13 protein-coding genes and 15 pseudogenes are annotated in these 24,202 nt (G+C 35.5%); all 28 read left to right on the top strand.

Translation table 11 applies throughout. The features are described from left to right. Nucleotides 1-2: 2 nt before the first annotated feature. The 28 genes and pseudogenes from aroQ to JCM13188_RS21740 all read left to right on the top strand — a co-directional run bounded on the left by aroQ (nucleotide 3) and on the right by JCM13188_RS21740 (nucleotide 24,088). Complete coding sequence (aroQ, locus tag JCM13188_RS06405; protein WP_054752928.1) at nucleotides 3-464, top strand: type II 3-dehydroquinate dehydratase; 462 nt, start codon at nucleotides 3-5, stop codon at nucleotides 462-464. Next, the gene (locus JCM13188_RS06400) at nucleotides 454-1,518 is read left to right on the top strand and encodes a M24 family metallopeptidase (protein WP_054752926.1); all 1,065 of its coding nucleotides are present in this window, start codon (nucleotides 454-456) and stop codon (nucleotides 1,516-1,518) included. Before aroQ ends, JCM13188_RS06400 begins: the two co-directional genes overlap by 11 nt. A 19-nt stretch (nucleotides 1,519-1,537) precedes the next feature. Continuing rightward, on the top strand, nucleotides 1,538-2,098 hold the full coding sequence (efp, locus tag JCM13188_RS06395) for an elongation factor P (protein WP_054752925.1): 561 nt from the start codon (nucleotides 1,538-1,540) through the stop codon (nucleotides 2,096-2,098). Between the two features lie 201 nt (nucleotides 2,099-2,299). Continuing rightward, nucleotides 2,300-3,144: pseudogene (gene spoIIIAA, locus JCM13188_RS06390) on the top strand (stage III sporulation protein AA). Between the two features lie 84 nt (nucleotides 3,145-3,228). Continuing rightward, a pseudogene (gene spoIIIAB, locus JCM13188_RS20550) lies at nucleotides 3,229-3,740 on the top strand (stage III sporulation protein SpoIIIAB). A 20-nt stretch (nucleotides 3,741-3,760) separates the two neighbouring features. Further along, nucleotides 3,761-3,982 (top strand): stage III sporulation protein AC, encoded by a 222-nt coding sequence (gene spoIIIAC, locus JCM13188_RS06370; protein WP_054752917.1) that lies wholly within the window; start codon nucleotides 3,761-3,763, stop codon nucleotides 3,980-3,982. Between the two features lie 127 nt (nucleotides 3,983-4,109). Next, nucleotides 4,110-4,370, top strand: coding sequence for a stage III sporulation protein AD (gene spoIIIAD / locus JCM13188_RS06365; protein WP_279401492.1), 261 nt, complete (start codon nucleotides 4,110-4,112; stop codon nucleotides 4,368-4,370). A 13-nt stretch (nucleotides 4,371-4,383) separates the two neighbouring features. Then, nucleotides 4,384-5,551 (top strand): annotated as a pseudogene (gene spoIIIAE, locus JCM13188_RS20545) (stage III sporulation protein AE). Nucleotides 5,552-5,579: 28 nt separating this feature from the next. Further along, nucleotides 5,580-6,059, top strand: a complete 480-nt coding sequence (gene spoIIIAF, locus JCM13188_RS06350; RefSeq protein WP_054752908.1) for a stage III sporulation protein AF — start codon at nucleotides 5,580-5,582, stop codon at nucleotides 6,057-6,059. A 111-nt stretch (nucleotides 6,060-6,170) separates the two neighbouring features. Next, a pseudogene (spoIIIAG, locus tag JCM13188_RS21930) lies at nucleotides 6,171-6,802 on the top strand (stage III sporulation protein AG). Between the two features lie 3 nt (nucleotides 6,803-6,805). Continuing rightward, the gene (locus JCM13188_RS06340) at nucleotides 6,806-7,447 is read left to right on the top strand and encodes a SpoIIIAH-like family protein (RefSeq protein ID WP_054752904.1); all 642 of its coding nucleotides are present in this window, start codon (nucleotides 6,806-6,808) and stop codon (nucleotides 7,445-7,447) included. 183 nt (nucleotides 7,448-7,630) lie between these two features. Beyond that, nucleotides 7,631-8,139: pseudogene (accB, locus tag JCM13188_RS06335) on the top strand (acetyl-CoA carboxylase biotin carboxyl carrier protein). Between the two features lie 14 nt (nucleotides 8,140-8,153). Beyond that, nucleotides 8,154-9,526 (top strand): annotated as a pseudogene (gene accC / locus JCM13188_RS06330) (acetyl-CoA carboxylase biotin carboxylase subunit). Next, nucleotides 9,527-9,928 carry an Asp23/Gls24 family envelope stress response protein gene (locus tag JCM13188_RS06325; RefSeq protein ID WP_054752902.1) on the top strand — a complete coding sequence of 134 codons (402 nt, stop codon included), beginning with the start codon at nucleotides 9,527-9,529 and terminating at the stop codon, nucleotides 9,926-9,928. It begins immediately after the preceding pseudogene. Nucleotides 9,929-10,161: 233 nt separating this feature from the next. Further along, nucleotides 10,162-10,537, top strand: a pseudogene (gene nusB / locus JCM13188_RS06320) (transcription antitermination factor NusB). Between the two features lie 19 nt (nucleotides 10,538-10,556). Continuing rightward, the gene (locus JCM13188_RS06315; RefSeq protein ID WP_054752897.1) at nucleotides 10,557-11,405 is read left to right on the top strand and encodes a bifunctional 5,10-methylenetetrahydrofolate dehydrogenase/5,10-methenyltetrahydrofolate cyclohydrolase; all 849 of its coding nucleotides are present in this window, start codon (nucleotides 10,557-10,559) and stop codon (nucleotides 11,403-11,405) included. 15 nt (nucleotides 11,406-11,420) lie between these two features. Beyond that, nucleotides 11,421-12,774: pseudogene (xseA, locus tag JCM13188_RS06310) on the top strand (exodeoxyribonuclease VII large subunit). Next, the gene (gene xseB / locus JCM13188_RS06305) at nucleotides 12,767-13,018 is read left to right on the top strand and encodes an exodeoxyribonuclease VII small subunit (protein WP_054752895.1); all 252 of its coding nucleotides are present in this window, start codon (nucleotides 12,767-12,769) and stop codon (nucleotides 13,016-13,018) included. Before xseA ends, xseB begins: the two are co-directional and overlap by 8 nt. Before the next feature lie 139 nt (nucleotides 13,019-13,157). Continuing rightward, nucleotides 13,158-13,723: pseudogene (locus JCM13188_RS06300) on the top strand (polyprenyl synthetase family protein); the annotation flags it as partial. A 1,020-nt stretch (nucleotides 13,724-14,743) separates the two neighbouring features. Beyond that, nucleotides 14,744-15,154, top strand: a complete 411-nt coding sequence (locus JCM13188_RS06295) for a hypothetical protein (protein WP_369404858.1) — start codon at nucleotides 14,744-14,746, stop codon at nucleotides 15,152-15,154. A 36-nt stretch (nucleotides 15,155-15,190) separates the two neighbouring features. After that, nucleotides 15,191-17,081: pseudogene (gene dxs, locus JCM13188_RS06290) on the top strand (1-deoxy-D-xylulose-5-phosphate synthase). Nucleotides 17,082-17,084: 3 nt separating this feature from the next. Next, nucleotides 17,085-17,918 (top strand): annotated as a pseudogene (locus JCM13188_RS06285) (TlyA family RNA methyltransferase). 15 nt (nucleotides 17,919-17,933) lie between these two features. Beyond that, nucleotides 17,934-18,386 carry a transcriptional regulator AhrC/ArgR gene (gene ahrC / locus JCM13188_RS06280; protein WP_054752893.1) on the top strand — a complete coding sequence of 151 codons (453 nt, stop codon included), beginning with the start codon at nucleotides 17,934-17,936 and terminating at the stop codon, nucleotides 18,384-18,386. A 15-nt stretch (nucleotides 18,387-18,401) separates the two neighbouring features. After that, a pseudogene (recN, locus tag JCM13188_RS06275) lies at nucleotides 18,402-20,119 on the top strand (DNA repair protein RecN). Between the two features lie 138 nt (nucleotides 20,120-20,257). Continuing rightward, nucleotides 20,258-21,369, top strand: a pseudogene (spoIVB, locus tag JCM13188_RS20540) (SpoIVB peptidase). 228 nt (nucleotides 21,370-21,597) lie between these two features. Next, nucleotides 21,598-22,385, top strand: a pseudogene (gene spo0A, locus JCM13188_RS06260) (sporulation transcription factor Spo0A). Nucleotides 22,386-22,655: 270 nt separating this feature from the next. Further along, a pseudogene (locus tag JCM13188_RS21745) lies at nucleotides 22,656-23,449 on the top strand (amino acid kinase family protein); the annotation flags it as partial. Between the two features lie 87 nt (nucleotides 23,450-23,536). Beyond that, nucleotides 23,537-24,088, top strand: coding sequence for an ACT domain-containing protein (locus JCM13188_RS21740; RefSeq protein ID WP_439646617.1), 552 nt, complete (start codon nucleotides 23,537-23,539; stop codon nucleotides 24,086-24,088). Nucleotides 24,089-24,202 lie beyond the last annotated feature (114 nt).

The following is a 24,202-nucleotide window of genomic DNA, read 5'->3' as shown; positions in this document are numbered from 1 at the left end:
CTATGAAACCAGTATTATTACTGAATGGACCAAACTTGAACCTTTTAGGTCAACGAGACCCATTTTATTATGGTGATCATTCACTAGATGATATTGTATTGAACGTAAGAGAGTTTTTTGAGTCACACTCAATTGAACTGGAATCGTATCAATCTAATCATGAAGGAGACTTAATTGATCAATTGCATAGGGCGCATGAAAGTTATTCAGGAGTCTTGTTTAACCCCGGAGCTTATACTCATACGAGTGTAGCACTTCGAGATGCAGTAGAAGCAATTGCTCCTCCTGTTATTGAAGTGCATATCTCTAATGTACATAACCGAGAGAAGTTCCGAGAGAAATCATTCATTGCACCTGTATCTGCTGGCCAAATTGTAGGGTTTGGAGTGGAAAGTTATTTGGTTGCAGCTTTTGCTATGACAAAAATATTAAAAAAAGAGAGGGAGAGTATTAATGACAGCTAAATTAAAACAATTAAGAGGGAAATTGAAGGAAAATAATCTGGATGGTTTATTAGTTACAAACGGGAAGAACAGACGTTACTTAACAGGCTTTACGGGAACAGCTGGAGTAGTAATTGTGACAGCGGATCAGGCATTATTCATTACAGATTTCCGTTATACTGTTCAAGCTAATGAAGAAGTTAAGGGCTTTGAAGTTATTGAACACAAAGGACCAATTCATGAGGAAGTAGCGAGACAAGTTGAAGATTTAAACATTAAACGCTTAGGTTTTGAAAAAGAAACTATGACTTATTCTACATATGAAACTTATCGCGATCACTTGAAGGCAGAATTTGAACCTGTATCAGGTCTTATTGAAGATTTAAGATTGATAAAGTCCAAAGATGAACTGCAAGTTCTTAAGGAAGCTGCTAAAATAGCGGATGACGCATTTGAACATATTTTGTCTTACATAAAACCAGGTGTTAAAGAAATCGATGTTTCAAATGAATTAGAGTTCTTTATGCGCCGCCAAGGAGCAACGTCGTCTTCATTCGATATTATTGTAGCATCTGGTTATCGTTCTGCTCTTCCGCACGGTGTTGCTTCTGAAAAAGAAATTCAATCAGGAGAGTTAGTTACCTTAGATTTCGGAGCCTTATACAAGGGTTATTGTTCTGACATTACAAGAACAGTTGCGGTTGGAGAAATTGACGACAAGCTAAAAGAAATATATGATGTAGTATTGGAAGCACAAAAACGTGGCATGAAGCATACGAAGGCTGGAATGACAGGAATTGAAGCTGATGCGTTAACACGTGATTATATTAAAGAAAAAGGTTATGGTGACTATTTTGGACACTCAACGGGTCATGGGCTAGGTATGGATGTACATGAAGGTCCGGGATTATCTTATCGCTCAAATACAGTCCTCAAACCAGGGATGGTTGTTACAGTTGAACCTGGTATTTACGTGCCAGATGTAGGTGGATGTCGTATTGAAGATGATACGGTTATTACTGAGGATGGAAATGAAACCTTAACATTTTCTAAGAAGGAACTTATAATCTTATAATAATTGAGGAGGCAAACTAATGATTTCTGTAAATGACTTTAAAACTGGACTAACGATTGAACTCGATAACTCAATTTGGCAAGTAATCGAATTCCAACATGTAAAACCAGGTAAGGGAGCGGCATTTGTTCGTTCTAAACTTAGAAATTTAGAAAATGGTAGCATACAGGAAAAAACATTTAGAGCTGGTGAAAAAGTTAACAAAGCTCACTTAGAACGTCGTAAAATGCAGTATTTATATGCAGATGGTAATAATCACGCGTTTATGGATACTGAAACATTCGAACAAATTGAAATCCCTACTAAAACAATTGAATCTGAACTTAACTTTATGAAAGAAAATATGGAAGTGACCGTTTTAATGTATGATGGTGACACCTTAGGAATTGAATTGCCTAATAATGTGGAACTAGAAGTAGTTGATACTGAACCAGGCGTAAAAGGTGATACTGCAAGCGGCGGTACAAAACCTGCAACTTTAGAAACTGGTTACACGGTTCAAGTTCCATTCTTTGTTAATAAAGGAGATATGTTAGTGGTTAGCACCACTGACGGAAAATACGTGTCACGCGCAAACTAAATAACTAACATTAATGCACTCTGAAGGTTAGATTTATTTCTAACTTTCAGGGTGTTTTTTATTTTATTTGCAAAAAATGATTAAGTAAACATATGACCAAAAAATGTTTTATATATAACTTTTAATAGATTAACTATACTATTTTTTCATATTCAAGAGATAGCATTCATAGAATAGTGATATCAAATAGGAGGACAGGCAATGAATGAAATTTTAAATATGTTACCCGTTGAGCTTAAACAAATCATCACTCAGTATGATGATTTTAAATTGAAGAAATTGGAAGAAATCAGGCTAAGAATTAATAAACCGATTGAGTTTGTCTTTCATAATCACACAGATTTCAATAAACAATTTATTTTCACTGAAAATGAAGCCAAGGAATTTTTGGGCAAAATTAGCCAACATTCGGTCTATCGCATGGAAGAAGAATTAAGAAATGGCTATATTACAATTCGCGGGGGACATCGTATTGGTATTGCCGGTAAGGTTTCTTTATCAAATGGAAAAGTTCAGGCTATTACGCACATCTCATCCTTTAATATAAGGGTTGCTAAAGAGCATAAAGGATCCGGAAAATCAATCATATCTGCTATCTATAATCAAAGTTCGAGAAAAATATTTAACACCATGTTAATTGGTGCACCCAAAACAGGTAAAACGACACTATTACGTGATGTAGTTAGGTTAATAAGTGATGGGACTAAGAACCAAAAAGGATTGAGAGTCTCGTTAATTGACGAGCGTTCAGAAATTGCTGCACCTTACGAAGGAGTTCCTCAACATGATGTTGGTATTCGAACGGACGTGATGGCAGACTGTCCTAAAGCAGAAGGATGATGATGATGATCCGCTCAATGTCACCAGAAGTTTTGGCAGTTGATGAAATAGGAGATGAACTGGATGTTAAAAGTATTCAGGAAGCTGTCTTCGCAGGAGTACAGGTAATTTGTAGTATTCATGGATATACATTAGATGATATAAGAAGGCGCCCTTCTTTAAATCCGTTATTTCAAGAGCAAGTCTTTGATCGATATATTTATTAGATTACGAGAATGAACCTGGACAAGTAAAGCATATCTATAATAATGATTTCAATATCATTAATTTTGACATAAGGGGAAATCGCAATGAAATGGATTGGAGCCATCTTGATACTGTTCACGTGCACGTGGGTCGGAATCGATATCGCTAGAAATTATTCTAAACGCCCTAAACAAATTCGCGAACTGTTACATGCTCTACAAATCATGGAAGCTGAGATGGTTTACGGACAAGAACCCATTCACCAAGTTTTATATAAAATTTCAAAGCAATTGACGCCTCCGCTAGGCTATATTTTTATGATATATCTGAAATTGTCGTTAATAGCCATGAGTCATTACACACCATTTGGGAGCAAACATTGAATAAAAAATGGCACCATACTGCCATGAAAGAACGAGAAAAAGAAATTATTATTCAGTTTGGTCAAACACTAGGTATTCACAATTTGGAACAACAACAAAAACAGATTCAACTGGCTAAAGCCCATCTTCAAAGAGAGTTAGGTGATGCATCAGAAGAGGAGAAGCGATTTTCTAATATGTTTCGCGCACTAGGAGTATTGTTCGGATTATTACTAACCTTGATCTTTATATAACAAATGGGAGGTTAAGATAGATGACCGATGTATATTTATTATTTCAAGTAGCTGGAATTGGAATTGTCGTTGCTATGATTCACACAATCTTAAAACAAATGGGTAAAGAAGATATTGCACATTGGGCAACTTTAATTGGATTTGTCATCGTACTCGTCATTGTTGTCGATCATCTATCGAGATTATTCCAACAGATTAAATCCGTATTTCTATTACAGATTATTAGAGGTTTATTTATGTAATGCAAATACTTCAGTTGTTATCCGTTGTGATAGTAGCAGCGATGTTAATTATTCTAGTGCGTGAGAAACATGAGACGTTGGATTTTTATTAATTGTAATTACTGGTGTAATTGTATTCATTTTTATATTGGACAAGGTATCTCAGTTGTTTGATGTCATACAGCAAATTGTTTCTCGGTTCAATGTATCCTTACTTCATCTAGACACCATTTTTAAAGTAATTGGGATTGCATATATAACAGAATTCACAGCTCAGTTATTAAAAGATGCAGATTTAGAAGCTATTGCCATTAAGGTTGAACTTGTTGGAAAAATATTCATATTATTGTTTGCACTTCCAATATTCATCGCAGTTCTCGAGACGTTAATGAATTTTATACCTGGTTAGAAGGGATCGTCTTATGAAGAAAATATCGTTCACCGTCATTTGCGCTGTATTCATCGTTATGATTTTTGCATCAAACGCTTCAGCAACTGAACAACAAGAGCAACTTTTTAAAGTGCCTGAAGAGTGGGCAGAAAGTGAAGAAATGCAAGCTCAATGGCAGCAAATACTTGCTAACTACAGAGAATATCTACCTTTTTCAGACCAAGATCATTGGCTTGACTCGGTTCAAGATGGATCTGTCTTTTCAATTAAGTACTGGTTCTCGGGAATTATTAAATTCTTCGTTGATGAGTGGATTGTTAACGGAAAATTATTAGGGATGTTGATTTTTTTAACGTTATTAAGTGTCTTTTTAAAGTTATTAATCGGCTCTTTTGAAAATAAAACGGTATCAAAAGTTAGTTATCTAGTTATTTTGGTGTTTTATTAACGATTGCAGTTACTAGCTTTTATAATGCCGTTCAATATACAACTGGTGCTATCGACGGAATGGGTAATTTCATGCTAGCTCTGTTGCCTTTAATGTTAAGTCTTATGGCAGCGTTCGGTAATGTGGCCTCAGTGGCATTTTTTCTCCAGTTATTCTAACTTTTGTGCAGGTTAGTGGAATTTTAATTGGCAAAGTTGTTTTACCTTTATTTTTCCTATCAGCTATTTTAAACATTGCTAGCACAATCAACAACGAATATAACGTGACAAAATTAGCAGACCTTATTAAACAGGTTGCATTCATTATATTAGGTGTGTTCTTGACCCTGTTTATCTCAATTATGTCTCTTCAAGGGGTTAATGCAGCAGTAGCAGACGGGGTTGCAATTAGGGCTGCAAAATTTGTAACGAGCAACTTTATTCCAGTCATTGGGAGAATGTTCACGGATGCAACAGACACAGTTTTATCAGCATCCGTTCTATTAAAAAACTCTATCGGAATAGCTGGGGTTGTTTTGATATTAATTATTACGCTATTTCCGGTATTAAAAGTTTTTGTTCTAGGATTAATTTTTAGATTATCAGCAGCTTTATTACAACCAGTTGCAGATGGACCAATTACAGATGCAATCGAAACGATGGGAAAACATATTTTTTATATATTGGCAGCTTTGTTAGCAGTATCAATCATGTTCTTTTTTGCACTAGTCATGCTCATAATAGTCGGTAATTTAACTTTGATGGTTCGATAAGAGGTGATCATTTGTCGTTTATATCAAATTGGGTTTCGCAAATTGTATTTTTATTTTTCTAGCAACTATTATTTCTCTTCTCATACCATCAACTAAACATGACCAAGCTATCAGACTAGTTTTTGGATTAGTTATATTCTTGTTATTCCTACATCCATTAACACAATTGTTTAATATAAACCCTAACCAATACGTAGATTCTTGGGAGTCGAAGGTAAGTGAAATGATGGATGAGGATTTAGAAAATGAAATAAATTCTAAAAAAAGTGAAATACAAGCATCACAACATGCATATATATTAGAACAGTTACAACTGGAAATAAGAGAGTTGGTTGAGAAAGACTTACAAGAGCAATTCAACCTTGACTTACAAACAGTTGAGATTAGTTTGGATGATTCAAATAAACTTGAAGATGTTAACGTCGATCAGATCAAAACTATCAAATTTATGTCACAAAAAGATGGACAACCAGATTCAAGATATAGAGATTGTCCGGATTCCAACTAAAGAAGAACAACAACAGGACGGAGCGTTAGAACAAAAAGTGAAAAAGATGGTGGCATCAAAGTTAAATCTTTCAATTAGCCAAATTCAACTTATTTGGGAAGGGGAGTAAGTATGTTCCAAACTCTAAAAAGGTTTCTAAAAATGAAAGACGAAAGTAACCGACCCACCAAAAGATCATACATTATTCTTATTGGTCTGTTGGGTTTACTATTTCTAATTGTTTCAAGTGTTTTCTCGAATAATTCTGATCAGCAAGAACCAGCTCCCATCACAAATGAGGAGGAGGTCTTTCTTGATAAAAATGAGGAAAGTCAAACGAGTTCAGGTGATGATGTTGCAAGTGAATTAAGGAATCAGATGCAAGGTGAGTTAGCAACAGCTTTAGAAGCTTTACAAGGCGTTTCAAATGTACAAGTTATGCTCCAATTAGAAGCTTCATCACTCAAAGTTTATGAAAAAACACTATAAAAGGTAGCCAGCGGACGAGTGAGACAGATCAAAATGGTGGTACAAGAGAAGTTGAAGATGAAACAGTAGAAAATCAAACTGTCATTCTTAGAAAAAATAATTCTGAAGAACCACTACTAATTCAACAGAAATATCCGTCCGTTAGAGGTGTCCTAATTATTGCGGAGGGGGTTGATAATCCACAGAAGAAACAAGTGGTTGTTGAAGCAGTATCAAGATTATTAGATGTTTCAACGCACCGAATTTCAGTTTTGCCAAAAGATAAGGAGGAATAATTTATGGTATTGAAAAAACAAACTGTATGGTTAATTACAATGTTGAGTCTATTAATTGTATTAAGTGTCTTTTATATGACGTCACCTAATGATGTTGAAGTGGTTGGTACGGATGATGATGAACAAACGGAAGAAAATCAAAATGGAGAAGACAACAATAAAGAAGAAGGCAATGAAAATGAAGGCAATGAAAATGAAGGCAATGAAAATGAAGGTAATAAAGAAGAAGGTAATGGTGAAGGCGAAGGTGAAAATGGAGATAGCAACCTTGATGTATCAGGTATGAGTGTAGATGATCTATTTGCTACAACACGCTTAGAAAAACAAGATACTAGAGAACAATTAATTGAACAGTGGGAATCAGTTTTAGCATCATCTAATTCATCACCAGAAGAAGTTAATGAGGCGATGGAAGAGATTCAAGATATTCGTACTGTTGCTCAGAAAGAGACAATTTTGGAAAATACGATTCGTTATGAAAAAGACTACCGAGATGTATTAGTACAAAAAGAAGAAGACTCAGTTAAAATTACAGTTATTTCAGAGGAATTATCTAAGACAGATGCGAATCAATTAATGCAAATGGCTAGAGATGAATTTGGAGTTATGAACGTTATAGTGAGCTTACAAGAAGATGATGTATAAAATATAATGATATTTTAGAAGTCCCATATCGAAACGGTATGGGATTTATTGTTTATAATAGATTAATCGATTAATGAATTTAAAAATTCAAAAGATAAGTTGAAGTTTTTAAGCAATTTATCGTACAATAATTAGTAGGAATTATTAGTACCTGTTAATAAAAGTAAAAGGAGTGCCAATATTATGCTAAAAGTACAAGAAGTTCGAGAATTAATCAAATTGATCGATGAATCTTCTATTTCAGATTTTACTTATGAATCAAATGGTACCACGATTACATTAAAAAAGAGCAATGGTGAAGTTGTAACTGTTAATCAACCACATACTGAACAAAAGTAGTAGAACAGCCAAAAGCAGTTAGTGCTGAACCAAAGGCTGAAGTTACAGAAGAGCCTAAAGAAGAAGTTAAATCAGAGAAAACTGAAGAAAAACCAGCTTCTCAAACGGATTTTGACCATGAAATTGTATCACCAATGGTCGGTACATTTTATGAATCACCGTCTCCTGATGATGACCCATATGTGAAAGAAGGAGACATAGTGGAGTCAAATTCTGTTGTCTGTATTGTTGAAGCAATGAAATTATTTAACGAGATTGAAGCGGAAGTCAAAGGTGAAATCGTTGAAAGACTAGTAGATAACGGAGAACTAGTTGAATACGGACAACCACTATTTAGAGTGAAGAAAAAATAAGGGAGGGATTGTCCGTGATTCAAAAAGTATTAGTTGCAAACAGAGGAGAAATAGCAGTTCGCGTTATTCGTGCTTGTAAAGAGTTAGGAATCGAGACTGTCGCAATTTATTCAGAGGCAGACCAAGATGCACTTCATGTGCAATTAGCGGATGAAGCTTATTGTGTAGGTCCTACGCTAAGTAAAGACAGCTATCTTAATAAAACGAATATCATGAGTTTGGCAAAACTGACCAATTCAGATGCCATTCACCCTGGTTATGGGTTTTTATCTGAAAACGCTGATTTTGCTGAGATGTGTGAAGAGTGTAATGTTACCTTTATTGGTCCAAGTGCTGATGCCATCTCGAGAATGGGGACAAAAGACGTTGCCCGTGAGACTATGCGTAACGCAAATGTACCAATAGTCCCTGGTTCAGAGGGAATCATTCAGAATGCCGAAGAGGGCAAGAAAATTGCTGAGGAAATTGGTTATCCTGTGATTATAAAAGCAACTGCTGGCGGTGGTGGTAAAGGTATTCGCGTCGCTAGAGATGAAGAAGAGCTAGTTAAAGGGATTCGTTTAACACAAAACGAAGCAGAAACAGCTTTTGGTAATCCTGGCGTATATCTTGAGAAATTTATTGAAGATTTTCGCCACGTTGAAATTCAAGTGCTGGCTGACAAACACGGAAACACAGTACATTTAGGTGAACGTGATTGTACAATTCAGCGTCGTTTACAAAAATTAATCGAAGAGACACCTTCTCCGGCCATTGATGAAAAGACACGTCAAGAAATGGGAAATGCTGCTGTTAAAGCAGCAGAAGCAGTTAATTATGTAGGTGCTGGTACGATTGAGTTTATCTATGATCGTAAACGAGGTACTTTTATTTCATGGAAATGAACACTAGAATTCAAGTGGAACACCCTGTTACTGAAATGGTCACAGGCAAAGACTTGATTAAAGAGCAAATTAAAGTTGCCAATGGAGAAAAACTTTCCTTCAAGCAAGAAGATATTAAGTTTGAGGGCTGGGCAATAGAATGCCGTATTAATGCGGAAGACCCTTTCCGTAATTTTATGCCTTCAGCAGGAAAAGTTGAAATGTATCTTTCACCAGGCGGCTTAGGCGTTCGAGTAGATTCTGCTGCTTATTCTGGGTGGAATATTCCGCCTTTCTACGATTCGATGATTGCAAAATTAATCACTTATGGTAATACTAGAGAAGAAGCAGTAAAAAGAATGAATCGTGCTCTTGATGAATTTATCATTGAAGGAATTCATTCCACCATTCCATTCCACAAACGTATGATGAATCACCCTGTATTTGTTGGTGGGGAATTTAACACTAAATTCCTAGAAGAGTATGATGTATTATCTGAAGAATCGTCTGAAGAGGTGAACTAAATGGAAGATAAGCAACTACTTAACGTAAGTGACGATCAGCTAGGAAAAGTTGAAATTGCACCTGAAGTTATTGAAGTGATAGCTGGTATTGCTGCTAATGAAGTGTCTGGCGTTGCAAATATGCGTGGCAATTTAGCATCCAACGTAACTGAACGCTTCGGTAAGAAAAAGCACGGTAAAGGTGTAAGAGTGGATTTATCTGAACAAGGTATTGTCATTGATGTTTTTACTGTATTGGATTATGGCATCTCAATACCAACTGTAGCACAAAAGATTCAGGACAGTATTCGTTCAACATTAAAAAATATGACAGCACTAGAAATTCTGGAAATAAACGTTCATGTTGTTGGTGTTCAAATTGAGGATAAACAAGATGAATTAAATCAAGAAACAAAGTCATAATGTATGATCATCTAACTTGCTGGGGAATCCCTAGCAAGTTTTTTCAATTATTGAGATGTTTATAGGCGTATAATCGCTACTTCGTTCATTTTCCTTAGTACCTAATAACTTTTATGTAAACTAAGTTCTTTAACGTCTTTTGGAATTGTTACTAACACATAAAAATCATGGTAAACTAATATTGAACGTGGTAGGATATAAAAGGATATTTGACACCTAAAGGAGAAGTAATTATGAAAGAAAGAACTTTTGCTCGAGAAAAAGCTATTCAAGCATTATACCAAATAGATATCAATAAAGATGTTTCAATAGATCATATTAGTGAAACATTAGAAGATTTAAATGATTACAGTAAAAAAACTGATAACAGGCGTGTTAGAACACTTAAGTGAAATAGATCAAGCTATTTCGGATAAACTCGAAAAATGGTCGTTTAATCGTATTGCAACGGTTGAAAAGACGGTACTTAGAATCGCTGTTTATGAAATGCTTTATGTTGACGATGTACCTAGAGAAGTTACAATCAACGAAGCTGTGGAGTTAGCGAAACGATTTAATGAAGATCAGTCAGGTAAGTTTATAAACGGCGTTCTGTCTAAATTTATGTAAGAGAGAGTAGGTGAAAAAGATGCCTGCAACAATTATGTACGGAAATGTCCTCGCAAATGAAATGCGAGAAAATATAAAAGAGGATGTTAATGTATTAATAGATAGCGACATTCACCCTAAATTAACTGTGTTAATTATCGGTGAAAACCCCGCATCAAAAACATACGTTAGAATGAAGCAAAAAGCGTGTCATAAGGTAGGAATAGCATCACAAGTCATCGAATTGAATGAAAATATTTCTGAAGATGAACTACTTGAACAGATCAATAAATTGAATGAAGACAATACAGTACATGGTATTTTAGTTCAACTACCTCTTCCTAATCATATTAATGAAAAACGAGTGCTTGAATATATTGACCCTGTTAAAGATGTAGATGGATTTCACCCAATTAATATTGGAAGAATGCAAATTGGTCATGATTCATTAGTACCCTGTACACCACTAGGGATTATGAAACTGTTAGAATACTATCAAGTTGATTTATCAGGGAAACATGCAGTTGTTGTAGGAAGAAGTAACATTGTCGGAAAACCAGTAGGGCAGTTACTCTTAAATCAAGATGCAACGGTAACGTACTGTCATTCTAAGACTGAACAATTATCTAAAATTACAAGGCAAGCTGACCTTCTAATAGTTGCAACAGGTAAAGCAGCTACCATTAAGGCACAAGACGTTAAAGAAGGAGCAGTCGTCATTGATGTTGGAAATACATTTTTAGATGATGGTAGGGTAGTTGGTGATGTTGATTTTGAAGCGGTTAAAGATAAAGTACAGAAAATTACCCCCGTTCCAAAAGGTGTCGGCCCAATGACAATTACAATGCTTTTACATAATACTGTTAAAGTTGCAAAAAGCTTCATATAAAAGGGAGTTTTACGAGTGGAGAAACAATATTTGACTGTTACAGCTTTGACCAAATATATTAAAACGTAAATTTGATACGGATTCACATCTGAAAAAATGTTTGGCTTCAAGCGGAGATCTCAAACTTTAACCATCACTCAAGAGGACATATGTATTTTACACTAAAAGATCAAAATGCAAGAATCTCAGCAGTGATGTTTGCCTCACAAAACCGTTATTTAAAATTTAAACCTGAAAATGGAATGAAAGTGTTAGTCAGAGGCGATTTATCTGTTTATGAACCTCAAGGGCAGTATCAAATATATGTTCAGAGTATGCAGCCAGATGGAATTGGCGCATTATTTTAGCTTACGAAGAATTGAAAAAGAAATTGGAATTCGAAGGACTATTCAATCAAGAACGAAAGAGACCAATACCTAAATTCCCAAATCGGATAGCAATCATCACATCTCCTACAGGGGCTGCCGTTCGTGATATTATAACCACTTTAAAAAGGCGATATCCAAATGCTAGACGGACCATTTTCCCTGTATCTGTTCAAGGTGAACAAGCTGCACCTTCCATTGTTCGTGCGATTCAGTTTGCTAATAAAATAAATCAATTTGATACGATTATTGTCGGTCGAGGTGGAGGCTCAATTGAGGAGTTATGGGCATTTAACGAAGAGGTTGTAGCAAGAGCAATTGCTTCATCTAAATTCCAGTTATTTCAGCCGTGGGACACGAAACAGACTTCACAGTTAGTGACTTTGTTGCAGATTTAAGAGCGCCAACTCCAACTGCAGCTGCTGAATTAGCTGTACCTTCAATTTTAGATCTTAAAAAGCAGTTGTTAACAGACACTAACAGGCTGCAACAAACCTTACAGTATCGTTTAAATTCATATAAAGACAGGTTAAGGTCCCTAAATCAGGCATATGCATTTAAATATCCAATTCATTTAACAAGGCAAAAGGAACAGGATTTAGATCGGCATGTACAAAGACTTAATCGAACAATCAAAACTTATTTTAGACAAAAACAAACAGAACTAAATCAGTCACAAAAGCGGCTTTTTACGTTTAAACCAATGTCAATGGTACTTCAGCAGAGCCAAGAATTATCCTATAAGAAAAATCGTTTAAATCAAGCAATAAAAAAGAAATAACCAATCAAAACAGTCAATTCCAAAATCAATTAAACAAATTATCCATATTAAATCCATTAGAAACGATGAAGAGGGGATATTCCATCACGTTTAAAGGCGATGAGATTATTAAGTCAACAAGGCAGGTAGCCGAAGGTGACGCGTTAAAATCTCAATAAAGGATGGATTGATTGACTGTCAAGTTTCTGGAATTGAAACAAAGGAGGAGAATAGCTATGACTGATGATAACCAAAAACAAGAATTGACGTTTGAGCAAGCGATGCAAAAGCTTGAAGGTATTGTTGAGAAGTTAGAAGAAGGTGATGTTCCGCTTGAACAAGCTATAGAATACTATAAAGAAGGTATGAAGTTGTCGAATTATTGTAATCAAAAATTACAATCAGTTGAAGAAGAAATCACTGAAGTTATGAAAGAGTCAGGTGAAGCTGTACCATATCAAATGGAGGAAGAATCTAATCGTGATTGAACAATATATTAAAGACCAGCAACTTAATCTTAATTCCATACTAATCGATAGGTTAAATCAATTAAACATCCCAGATGATTTCAAACAGGCTGTGTTTTATTCCATTGAAGCGGGGGGGAAAAGGCTAAGACCAATCTTAATGATGGTGACTTATGAAGCTTTCAAAAATAATACAGATAAGATTGTTGATCCTGCAATAGCGTTAGAAATGATTCATACATATTCATTAATCCATGATGATTTGCCAGCTATGGATGATGATGATTTTCGCAGAGGGCAAGCAACCTTACACCGCAGATTTGATGAAGCAACTGCTATATTAGTTGGTGATGGACTTTTAACTTACGCATTAATGTCGTTTCCACGTCCTCGCAATTGGAAGCAGAAGAAAAATTATACGATCCAACAGTTAAGTCAATCTGCTGGTTATGAAGGAATGATTGCTGGCCAACATTTAGATTTAAAAGCAGAAGACAGGCAATTAGAAGAAACTGAGTTAAATGACATACATCAGCTCAAAACAGGGGCCATTATTAGAGCAGCAATTAAAATTGGAGCATATTTAGGCGGGGCAACACCTCCCCAAATAGAAGCTTTAGATGAATTGGTAAATATTTAGGGTTAGTTTTTCAAATACAAGATGATATTTTAGATGTTGAGGGTGATATAGCTGTTATTGGTAAACCTGTTGGCAGCGATGAAGAACGTAATAAAAGCACATATCCTCAAATTTTAGGTTTAGATGAAGCAATGAAAATAAAAGAGAAATATATGGGATTAGCTAAGGAGAAGTATGGTGAGTCAGGTATTGATCAGCCTTTATTGTTAGAACTATTAGATGTCTTTGGTAATCGTCATTCTTAACCCCAAATAATTGTTACAATCGCCCGAATATGGTAAAATAGTCATTGCAATAGGGGTGGTGCAGTATTCTAGTCGGTCCTCCACTTCTGAAGGCGGGCCTAAAAATCCGCCAAAGGGCACATCGATGAAGTTCCTGGTGTTGGCTTGAGGCGCCCAGCCTTGGGTCAATGCTGGGAGTTAAGGTTGTAGGGCGATCCACAAAGGCATGTGGGCGTTGACCCTACTTCCGCGGAGGCCCATTATTGTGCCCCATTAATCGCGCTTAATGGGGTACGAAATGGGGTATGAACCTGCACTATAAGGTTAGGATCCTTATTTGCAGCGTAGCCTGCCTTGAGTGGTGTTTAGGGGATTACAATTAAAAGCATTGAATCGGATGGCCACCGAGGACGTGCTGTTGACATTGTATGAAATAAACACTGCAAAAGAGGCTAGGAAGTGGTTAAAGACTGTCGAGGAAAACTCCTAGACTGTTCTCGGGACACTTAAAAGGGATTGTAGTGTGGACTAAGTGGTAGTCCAGTCTAGCTGTGGTGACGCAGTTAAGTTCGGTTTAAAGGGGAACCACCGATGTGGCAACACACGGCACCGGATTGGGAAAACCTACTGGACCTAAGCCGCAATATTTACCTTTTAAGTGACCATCCCTATCTACATATAAAGTGTTTGTTTTTAATTTGTACAACTACGAGGTATTTATGAATAGAAAAACTTTAAAAAGATCACTAAATTTAGTATAAGTATCGCCGTTATCACTTTCGTGTTAGCGGCCATTTTTCAATTGTATCTAATGTCGCTTTAGACGGGACAATATGGACAATTGGATTAATTATTGTATTTATTATTGTTTTTATAGGCGTTGTGTTTGATATGATGGGAATAGCAGCAGCTGCTGCGACTGAACAACCTTTTCATGCCATGGCAGCCGAAAAAGTGACAGGTGCAAAAGAATCAATTGTTATTGTCAGAAATGCTGACCGTTTTGCATCGTTTTGTAACGATGTAATTGGTGATATTGCTGGTATTGTTAGTGGTACAGCTGCGGCATTAGTGGTAACACAATTAGTTGATGTATTTAATACAGGGAGACCAACCCTTTCAATTGTGTTAACTAGCATTGTAGCAGCACTTACTGTTGGTGGTAAGGCTTTTGGAAAAACATTAGCAATGACGAAATCCACACAAATTATATTGTTTGCAGGTAAATTAGCATTTTTTGTAGAAAATAAACTGAATATACGAATTTTTACCTTCATTAAAAAAGAAAAATAATAAGCAAGAAATATAGTATAAAGGTGAGTGGTCCACTTGGATCTTAAAGAAATTAAACATCCTTCAGATATTAAAGCATTATCAATTGAAGAACTTAAAGGTTTAAGTGAAAAATTAGACAGTTCCTAATACAAGAACTGTCTGTTACTGGAGGACATTTAGGACCTAATTTAGGTGTAGTAGAATTAACATTAGCGTTGCATCATGCCTTTGATAGCCCTAAAGATAAATTTATTTGGGATGTAGGACATCAATCTTATGTTCATAAAATGTTAACAGGTAGAACTGATCAATTTTCAACATTAAGACAATACAAAGGTCTATGTGGTTTCCCGAAAATGAATGAGAGCGAACATGATATTTGGGAAACAGGGCATAGTTCAACTTCTTTATCTGCTGCAATGGGTATGGCAATTGCTAGGGATATTAAAGGAGAGGACCATTCTGTTGTGCCAGTTATAGGTGATGGTGCCTTAACTGGTGGCATGGCTTTAGAAGCTTTAAACCATATTGGAAGTGAAAAGAAGAATATAATTGTAATTTTAAATGATAATGAAATGTCGATTGCTCCAAACGTTGGTGCGCTCCACAATATACTAGGTAGATTAAGAAGCGGGCAAAAATACAATTGGGTTAAAGATGAGCTTGAATGGCTTATGAAAAAAGTACCGGCTGTTGGCGGTCGTTTAGCCACTGCTGCTGAACGTGTTAAAGACAGTATGAAGTATTTAGTTGTGCCAGGCATGTTTTTTGAAGAAATGGGATTCACTTATTATGGACCTGTTGATGGGCATGATTTTGATGATTTATTTAATTCCATTCAATATGCTAAAAAGACAGAAGGACCAATACTCGTTCATGTCATAACCAAAAAGGTAAGGGATACCAACCAGCTGAATCCGATAAAATTGGAACATGGCATGGCGTTGGCCCTTATAAAATTGAATCAGGAGAAAGTATGAAAAAAGCGTCTAATGGTCCTGGTTGGAGTAAAATTGTAAGCGATACACTTATGAAAGTTGCCGACAAAGACCGAGATGTAGTGGCTATAACTCCTGCGATGACAGTTGGTTCAAAACTTGAAGATTTTAAAAAGAAATTTCCGGACAGGCTTTTTGATGTAGGAATTGCTGAACAGCATGCAACGACATTAGCTGGTGGTGTAGCAACTCAAGGGCTAAAACCATTCTTGTCGATTTATTCCACATTCTTGCAAAGAGGTTTTGACCAAGTTGTGCATGATATTTGCCGTCAAAACTTAAATGTAGCATTTGGAATTGATCGTGCAGGATTAGTCGGTGCAGATGGTGAGACACACCAAGGCGTATTTGATATATCCTTCCTTAGAGATTTACCAAATATATCGATTATGATGCCTAAAGATGCAGATGAATGCCAGGATATGGTTTACACAGCATTAGAGCATCAAAGTGGACCAATAGCCGTTAGATATCCACGAGGTAACGCCAAATCGGCACCTGAGGAGAGACCACTTCAAAAACTACCAATTGGAAAGTGGGAAGTTCTCAAAGAAGGTGAGGATGCGGTTATTTTAACCTTTGGCACGATGATTGATTTAGCGTTAGATGCTGCTAATGAACTTGAAAAAGAAGATTATTCCATTAAAGTAGTCAATGCAAGGTTTATTAAACCACTCGATTCCAAACTGCTTAAAGAGTTATATAAGAGTCAAATCCCAATGTTGACCTTAGAGGAACATGCTCTTAAAGGTGGGTTTGGTAGTGCAGTGCTTGAATTTTTTGAACAAGAAAATAAACCAATGCCTTATGTAAAAAGAATGGGTATTCCTGACCGCTTTATTGAGCACGGTAGCGTAAATGAATTGCTTGAAGAAGTTGGTCTTACAAAGAGCGGAGTAATGGATCAGTTAAAAGAGATGGTCCCAACAAAAGAGAAAAGAGCTTAGAGTATGAGTAAGAAAGTTCGTTTAGATACATTTTTAGTTGAAAAAGGTTTTTTGATTCAAGAGAAAAAGCAAAGCGTTCAATTATGGCTGGTTTGGTATTTCATCATACAGAACGTTTAGATAAACCAGGATTGAAAATAGATCCTGCTATAGACGTAACGGTAAAAGGTAAAGCTATTCCATATGTTAGCAGAGGTGGTCTTAAACTTGAGAAAGCGTTAAAGGTTTTTAAGATCTCATTAAATGACCGTCTAGTCATGGATATCGGCTCATCAACTGGTGGATTTACGGATTGTTCTTTGCAAAATGGCGCGAAAGAGGTATATGCCATAGATGTTGGTTATAATCAATTAGATTGGAAATTAAGAAATGACCCTAGAGTACATGTTATGGAAAGAACAAACTTTCGTTATGTTACACTAGATGATTTAAATCATGGCCTTCCAAATATGGCTGTGACAGATGTTTCGTTCATATCATTAAAATTAATTTTTCCTGTATTAAAGCATTTATTATTAGACCAATCTGATATTGTCGCTCTAATAAAACCCCAATTTGAAGCTGGACGAGAACAAGTTGGTAAAAGGTATCATTAGAGATCCAAAAATTCATGAAGAAGTTATTCGAACCATTACGAATTTTGTTTATGATGAAGGTTTTGATTTACTTGGATTAGATTACTCACCAATTACAGGTGGAGATGGAAATATTGAGTTTTTACTGCATGCAAGATGGACGGGTGACGTACCACAAACAGATATAAACTCATCTCGCATTAGTGAAGTGGTTCAATTAGCACACCAAGACTTTAGCCAAAAGAAAAAATCGAATAATTAAGTTGGTGGTATTTAAGTGAAAAAAGCACAGCGATTGATGAAAATTCGTGAATTAATATCTAAAGAGACGATTGAAACTCAAGATGAAATGGTAAAGCGGTTCCATGAATTAGGTTATCCTGTTACACAAGCAACGATCTCAAGGGATATTAAAGAACTGCAATTAGTAAAAGTACCTAATCATGATGGGACTTATAAATATAGTTTGCCTCAGGATCAACGTTATGATCCTGTTCAAAAATTAAGAAGAATGTTAACAGATAGTTTTGTATCAATAGATCGAGCAGATCATTTTATTGTGTTAAAAACAATTCCTGGGAATGCTCAAGCAGTCGGAGCGCTTTTAGACCAATTAGATTGGAATGGAATAATGGGTACACTATGTGGTGATGATACATGTATGATCATCTGCCGTTCTCCAGAACAATGCGTTGAAGTATATGACAGTTTTAATGATATGTTGAATTAAATTGAGGTGGCTAACGTGTTAGCAGAAATTAATATTAAAAACTTTGCTATAATTGATGAAATTTCTTTAAGTTTTAAAGACGGTTTAACCGTTTTAACAGGTGAAACAGGAGCTGGTAAATCCATTATTATTGATGCTATTCAGTTGTTAGCTGGAGCAAGAGCTTCTGTTGAATTTGTTAGACATGAAGCTGATCGTGCAAACTTAGAAGGAATTTTCTTTATCGAAGATGATCAACATCAGGTATATAACGTTATAAGGCAGTTTGATATTCCTTTAGATGATGAAGGAAGTATAATTTTGCAGAGGCAAATTACATCTAAAGGTAAGAGCATTTGCAAGGTTAATGGCAAGCTAATTACGTTAGGGATACTTAAAGAAGTTGGCCAAGCACTTATAGACATACATAGTCAGCATGAAACTCAATCACTAATGCAACCTGAGCAACATATTAAGTTGTTAGATGAATATCAACATGAGAAGTTAACGCAAGTGAAGGAATCTTATTTAATCTTGTTTAACGATTATGAACGGTTATTAAGGCGATACAAAGATTTATCCGAAAATGAACAAGAAATTGCACAAAGAATTGATTTAATTAAATTTCAGTATAATGAATTAACTGAAGCAGAACTAGAAATTGATGAAGACTCACAACTTGAAGATGAACGTCAGCAGTTAGCCAATTTTGAACGGGTTTTTGAAAATTTGCAAACAACGTATTATGCCTTATATGGTGAGAATAAGGGTTTAGATTTTCTTAGTCATGCGATGACCTCACTTGAGCAACTAGAGGATGTTAGCGAATCATTTAAAAACCTTTCAGAACATCTAAAAAATCATTATTATGCTATTGAAGAATTGTCATTTGACCTCAGAAATCAGCTAGATCAACTGGAATTTCAACCTGAGCGATTAAATGAAATTGAAAAAAGATTGCATGAAATTAATCGTTTGAAGAGAAAATATGGTAAAGACGTTAATGAATTATTGGAATTAATGGCTAAAATGGAAGAAGAATTAGAACAACTAGAGAATAAAGATACTCATCTACATTCGCTAGAACAACAAATAAATGAGGTTGAAAAAGACACACTTATAGAAGCAGAACAGTTACATGAAGTTCGAAAGCAAATAAGTGAAAATCTTAAACAAGCAATTCATGCTGAATTAAAGGATTTATATTTAGATAAAGCTCAATTTGATGTTCAATTCAATACGATTGAAGGGCATATAAATTGGAGAGGTCAAACAATAAAGTTATCTAAAAATGGTTTAGACCAAATCCAGTTTATGATAAGTACAAATCCAGGTGAACCGCTTAAACCAATGCAAAAAGTAGCATCTGGTGGTGAAATATCGAGGATTATGTTAGCACTTAAAAGTATTTTTGCAGAACATCAAAACATGACAAGTGTTATTTTTGATGAAGTTGATACAGGTGTTAGTGGGCGAGTGGCACAATCCATTGCAGAAAAATTCATCAAATATCAAATGACTCTCAAGTGTTATGTATTACCCATTTACCACAAGTTGCAGCCATGGCAGATCAACATTTACTTATTGAAAAGGATCAAAATGACCATCGTACAACGACAGCAGTCAAAGAGTTAGACCGTAAAGAAGCTGTTCTTGAAATAAGCCGCATGATGTCAGGTGCTGAAATTACAGATACAACGTTACAACATGCTGAAGAATTAATTAAGCAGGCAAGAAATAGCGTTAAAGCATAGGATGCGCCTTAAAGTGTAAACTCTAAGGCGCTTTTTCTTATTAAAATCCACCTATACTTTTATTCACATCAATAATACACAAAGTAGGAAATCTTAAACTGTTTTACATGTGTTTTAATCGTTTAAAAAGCATGCGAAATGCTCAAATTAAGCATACAGCTTAATCAAGAAATGAGGAGTGTCAACATGAAAAAGTCTCGCCAAATCATACAATTAATTCTCCTTGTTTCGTTTTTAATTCCATTCTCGCATGTTTCCGCTGAAACTGTTAGTGAAGTCATTCCTGGCGGTCAATCCGTCGGTGTTAAATTACACACAACTGGTGTGATTGTTGTAGGTTTTAGTCCTGTTCAAACTGATGATGGTAAAGTCTCAACAGCTGAACAAGCTGGTGTTAAAACTGGTGATATTATTCTTCAATTAAACGGTGAAAAAATTGAAAACATGAATGCGTTTATCCAAGAGATGAAGAAACTTGAAGAGAGTAAGAAGCCAGTAGAACTACTCTTAAAACGAAAAGAGCACATCTTTCCTTTGTCCATTAATCCAATATATGATGTAAAAGATGAGGCTTATCGTTTAGGCTTATTTATCAGAGATGCAACTGCAGGTATTGGGACACTTACTTTTTATCATCCAGATACTAAGAAGTATGGTGCATTAGGTCACATTATCATGGATCATCAAACGAAAAACCAATTGACATATATAATGGTAAAATTGTAACTTCTGACATTACGTCAATTAATAAAGGTAAAAATGGTACCCCCGGTGAAAAGAAAGCACGCTTTTCTATGGATGACGATAGTTTAGGTACCATTTCAATCAATAGTGATTACGGTATTTTTGGTAAATTAAATAATGAGTCAATTTTAAAAAACCATAATGATCCAATTCCTGTTGCAAAATCTAATGAAGTTAAGGAAGGTAAAGCTAAAATTTTAACCGTTGTTGAAGATGATGAGGTTAAATCATTTGATATTGAAATAATTAGCAGTGTACCAAGTAAGAATCCTGAGACTAAAGGGATGGTTATTAAGATAACTGACCCTGAATTGCTAAAGAAAACAGGTGGCATCGTACAAGGTATGAGTGGAAGCCCAATTATTCAAGATGGAAAATTAGTTGGGGCAGTAACACATGTTTTCTTAAATGATCCGACAAGCGGCTATGGTGTACATGTAGAATGGATGTTAAATGAAGCAGGGTTACAAATAGAGTCAGATGAAGAATTAAATAAAGCCAGCTAAAACGTTTAAAGCATCAATCGATATGATTGGTGCTTTATTTTTGTATATTTAATATAATCGACAAAGAATTTTAAAAAAGCTCAAAAATTGTCGTAAAAAGAAGAAATTATTAGAATTTAAATAAAAATATAAATAATTTAAATTTTTTCGGATAAAAGAAGGATTTTTCAGGATTACATGGAATAAAGTTAAGTGAAGACAGAAGAAAAATCTGGGAGGTTTACATTAATGGAAAAAGTACGTTTAGGGATTGCAGATGACAACAGGGACTTAGTCACCATGTTAGAGAATTATTTTGGTGAGGAGGAATTGGTCGAAGTAGTGGGAACAGCGTATAATGGTAGAGAATGCTTAACATTAATTGAAGACACCAATCCAGACGTACTCATCTTAGACATTATTATGCCACATCTTGACGGTTTAGCTGTTCTAGAAAAATGCGTGAATTAGAAGTCGATGAACTTCCTAATGTAATTATGTTAACTGCGTTTGGCCATGAATCTGTTACTAAGAAAGCTGTTGAGTTAGGTGCTACATACTATATGTTGAAACCGTTTGATTTGGACTTGCTCAAAGAGCAGGTTTTACAAGCTGCAGGTGCCATTCAACAAAAACCAATGTCCACTCAGCCAGGCCAGTCAGCAGTTAAACCCGCAAAGAAAATTGACTTAGACGCTAATATTACTTCCATCATCCATGAAGTAGGAGTTCCCGCTCATATTAAAGGTTACATGTATTTACGAGAAGCCATTTCAATGGTTTATCATGATATCGAGCTTTTAGGTTCAATCACAAAAGTTTTATATCCAGATATTGCGAAAAAATATAATACAACGGCATCACGTGTAGAAAGAGCGATTCGTCACGCAATAGAAGTTGCCTGGAATCGAGGTAATATTGATTCGTTATCATCTATATTTGGTTATACTGTAAGCGTTTCTAAAGCAAAACCAACTAATTCTGAATTCATTGCTATGATTGCCGATAAATTACGATTAGAACATAAAGTTAGCTAAAGAATCCTAACCTCCTCTTAACTTTGTTAAAAGAGGAGGTTAATTAATGAAAATGAGATTTATGTTAACAAATGGTTGGTACTTCTCTTCAGAAATTAAACATAAATAACAGTAAAATCTTGATTAAAAGGCACCTCATTTAATGAGGTGTTATTTTTATTCTTAAAAGTTTGTGTAAACTTATTATGCTTTAAAATATTGCGTGATTCTTCAGAGTTCTCTACAATTTCAAGTTTCATTAATGACATACATAATGATAAAATGTAAAAAATGTATTACATATTCGGAAGGGGATCATACATGAAAGTTGCTAAATTTGGTGGCAGTTCAGTTGCGAGCGCTAAGATGTTACAAAAAGTTGCTAATATTATTAAAGAAGACGAAAAGCGTAAATTTATCGTCGTTTCTGCACCAGGGAAACGATATGATGAAGATATAAAAGTAACTGATTTATTTATTAAGCTTGGAGAACAGCACATCAGTGGACAAGATACGAGCCAAACATTAAATCAAATTGTGGACCGTTTTTTATCTATTACTCAAGAATTGGGCTTGTCTGATGACGTTGTAGGTCGCGTTAAAAAAGAAACAACCTATGTTATAAATGAAACAAATAATACTGCGCATCTAAAAGACGCACTTAAAGCGATGGGTGAAGATTCATTAGCAAGAGTGTTGAGTGCTTATTTAAACAAAATTGGTTTAAACGCTACTTATGTCAATCCAAAAGATGCAGGAATTATTGTGAGTGATCAGCCAGGGGATGCGCAAGTACTGGATTCCAGTTATGAAAAAATTAATCAACTTAGGGACAAAGATGGAATAATTGTTATTCCAGGATTTTTGGCTACACAGAAAAAGGAGTTTTAACCACATTCCCAAGAGGCGGTTCGGACATTACTGGCTCGATTGTAGCTGCAGGTGTTGAGGCTGAGCTATATGAGAATTTTACAGATGTAAGTTCTGTATATTGTGTTAATCCAAATATTGTTGAACGTCCAAAAGAAATCAAAGCTTTAACTTATAAAGAAATGCGTGAGTTGTCATATTCTGGTTTCTCTGTATTTCATGATGAAGCATTAATCCCGGCATTTAATAAGAACATTCCTGTTTGCATTAAAAACACTAACGAGCCAGCTGCTCCAGGTACAATGATTGTAGCTGAAAAAGAGGAACATAATGGACCAGTGGTAGGTATTGCAAGTGATAAAGGCTTCTCAAGCATATATGTTGGTAAATACTTAATGAACAGGGAACTAGGGTTTGGTCGAAACCTTTTAAATATTTTAGTTGAAGAAGGTGTTTCATTCGAGCATGCACCTTCAGGGATAGACAGTATGTCTGTTATTGTCCGATCAGATCAATTAACAGAAAAGAAAGAAGAACGCTTACTTAGACGAATTAAACAAGAACTAAATGTAGATAACATTGATATTAATCACAATTTAGGAATGGTTGTGATCGTCGGTGAAGGAATGAGTCGGAGAGTAAATGTTGCTGCTATTGCTACGACTGCAATTGCTAAAGCAGGTGTCAATATTCAAATGATTAACCAAGGTTCATCAGATGTATCGATGATGTTTGGAATTCGTGAGGAAGATATTGATCAGACGGTTCATTCACTATACCAGGACTTTTTGAGTCGTCTATGCCAGTTAGATAAAAACAAAAAAGCGGTTGGGACAAAATATGTATTAATCTAGAAGAAGACGAATATTAGAGGAGAGATCAATCCCTAATATTCGTCTTCATTTTTAGCTGCGTCAAAATGCTTCGCTTTCCGTAGGCACGGCGCGGGCTTCCCCAAACTCACTACT

The sequence above is a fragment of the Piscibacillus salipiscarius JCM 13188 genome, assembly GCF_001311865.1.
Lineage (GTDB): Bacteria > Bacillota > Bacilli > Bacillales > Alkalibacillaceae > Piscibacillus > Piscibacillus salipiscarius.
This window is presented reverse-complemented; position numbering and strand designations above follow the sequence as displayed.

Bases quoted from the DNA above. Each gene is read 5' to 3' on its own strand.
- JCM13188_RS06400 (WP_054752926.1), top strand. From the start codon at position 454: ATGACAGCTAAATTAAAACAATTAAGAGGGAAATTGAAGGAAAATAAT.
- xseB (WP_054752895.1), top strand. From the start codon at position 12,767: ATGACTGATGATAACCAAAAACAAGAATTGACGTTTGAGCAAGCGATG.
- JCM13188_RS06340 (WP_054752904.1), top strand. From the start codon at position 6,806: ATGGTATTGAAAAAACAAACTGTATGGTTAATTACAATGTTGAGTCTA.
- efp (WP_054752925.1), top strand. From the start codon at position 1,538: ATGATTTCTGTAAATGACTTTAAAACTGGACTAACGATTGAACTCGAT.
- JCM13188_RS06325 (WP_054752902.1), top strand. From the start codon at position 9,527: ATGGAAGATAAGCAACTACTTAACGTAAGTGACGATCAGCTAGGAAAA.
- spoIIIAC (WP_054752917.1), top strand. From the start codon at position 3,761: ATGACCGATGTATATTTATTATTTCAAGTAGCTGGAATTGGAATTGTC.
- JCM13188_RS06315 (WP_054752897.1), top strand. From the start codon at position 10,557: ATGCCTGCAACAATTATGTACGGAAATGTCCTCGCAAATGAAATGCGA.
- JCM13188_RS21740 (WP_439646617.1), top strand. From the start codon at position 23,537: ATGATTGTAGCTGAAAAAGAGGAACATAATGGACCAGTGGTAGGTATT.
- aroQ (WP_054752928.1), top strand. From the start codon at position 3: ATGAAACCAGTATTATTACTGAATGGACCAAACTTGAACCTTTTAGGT.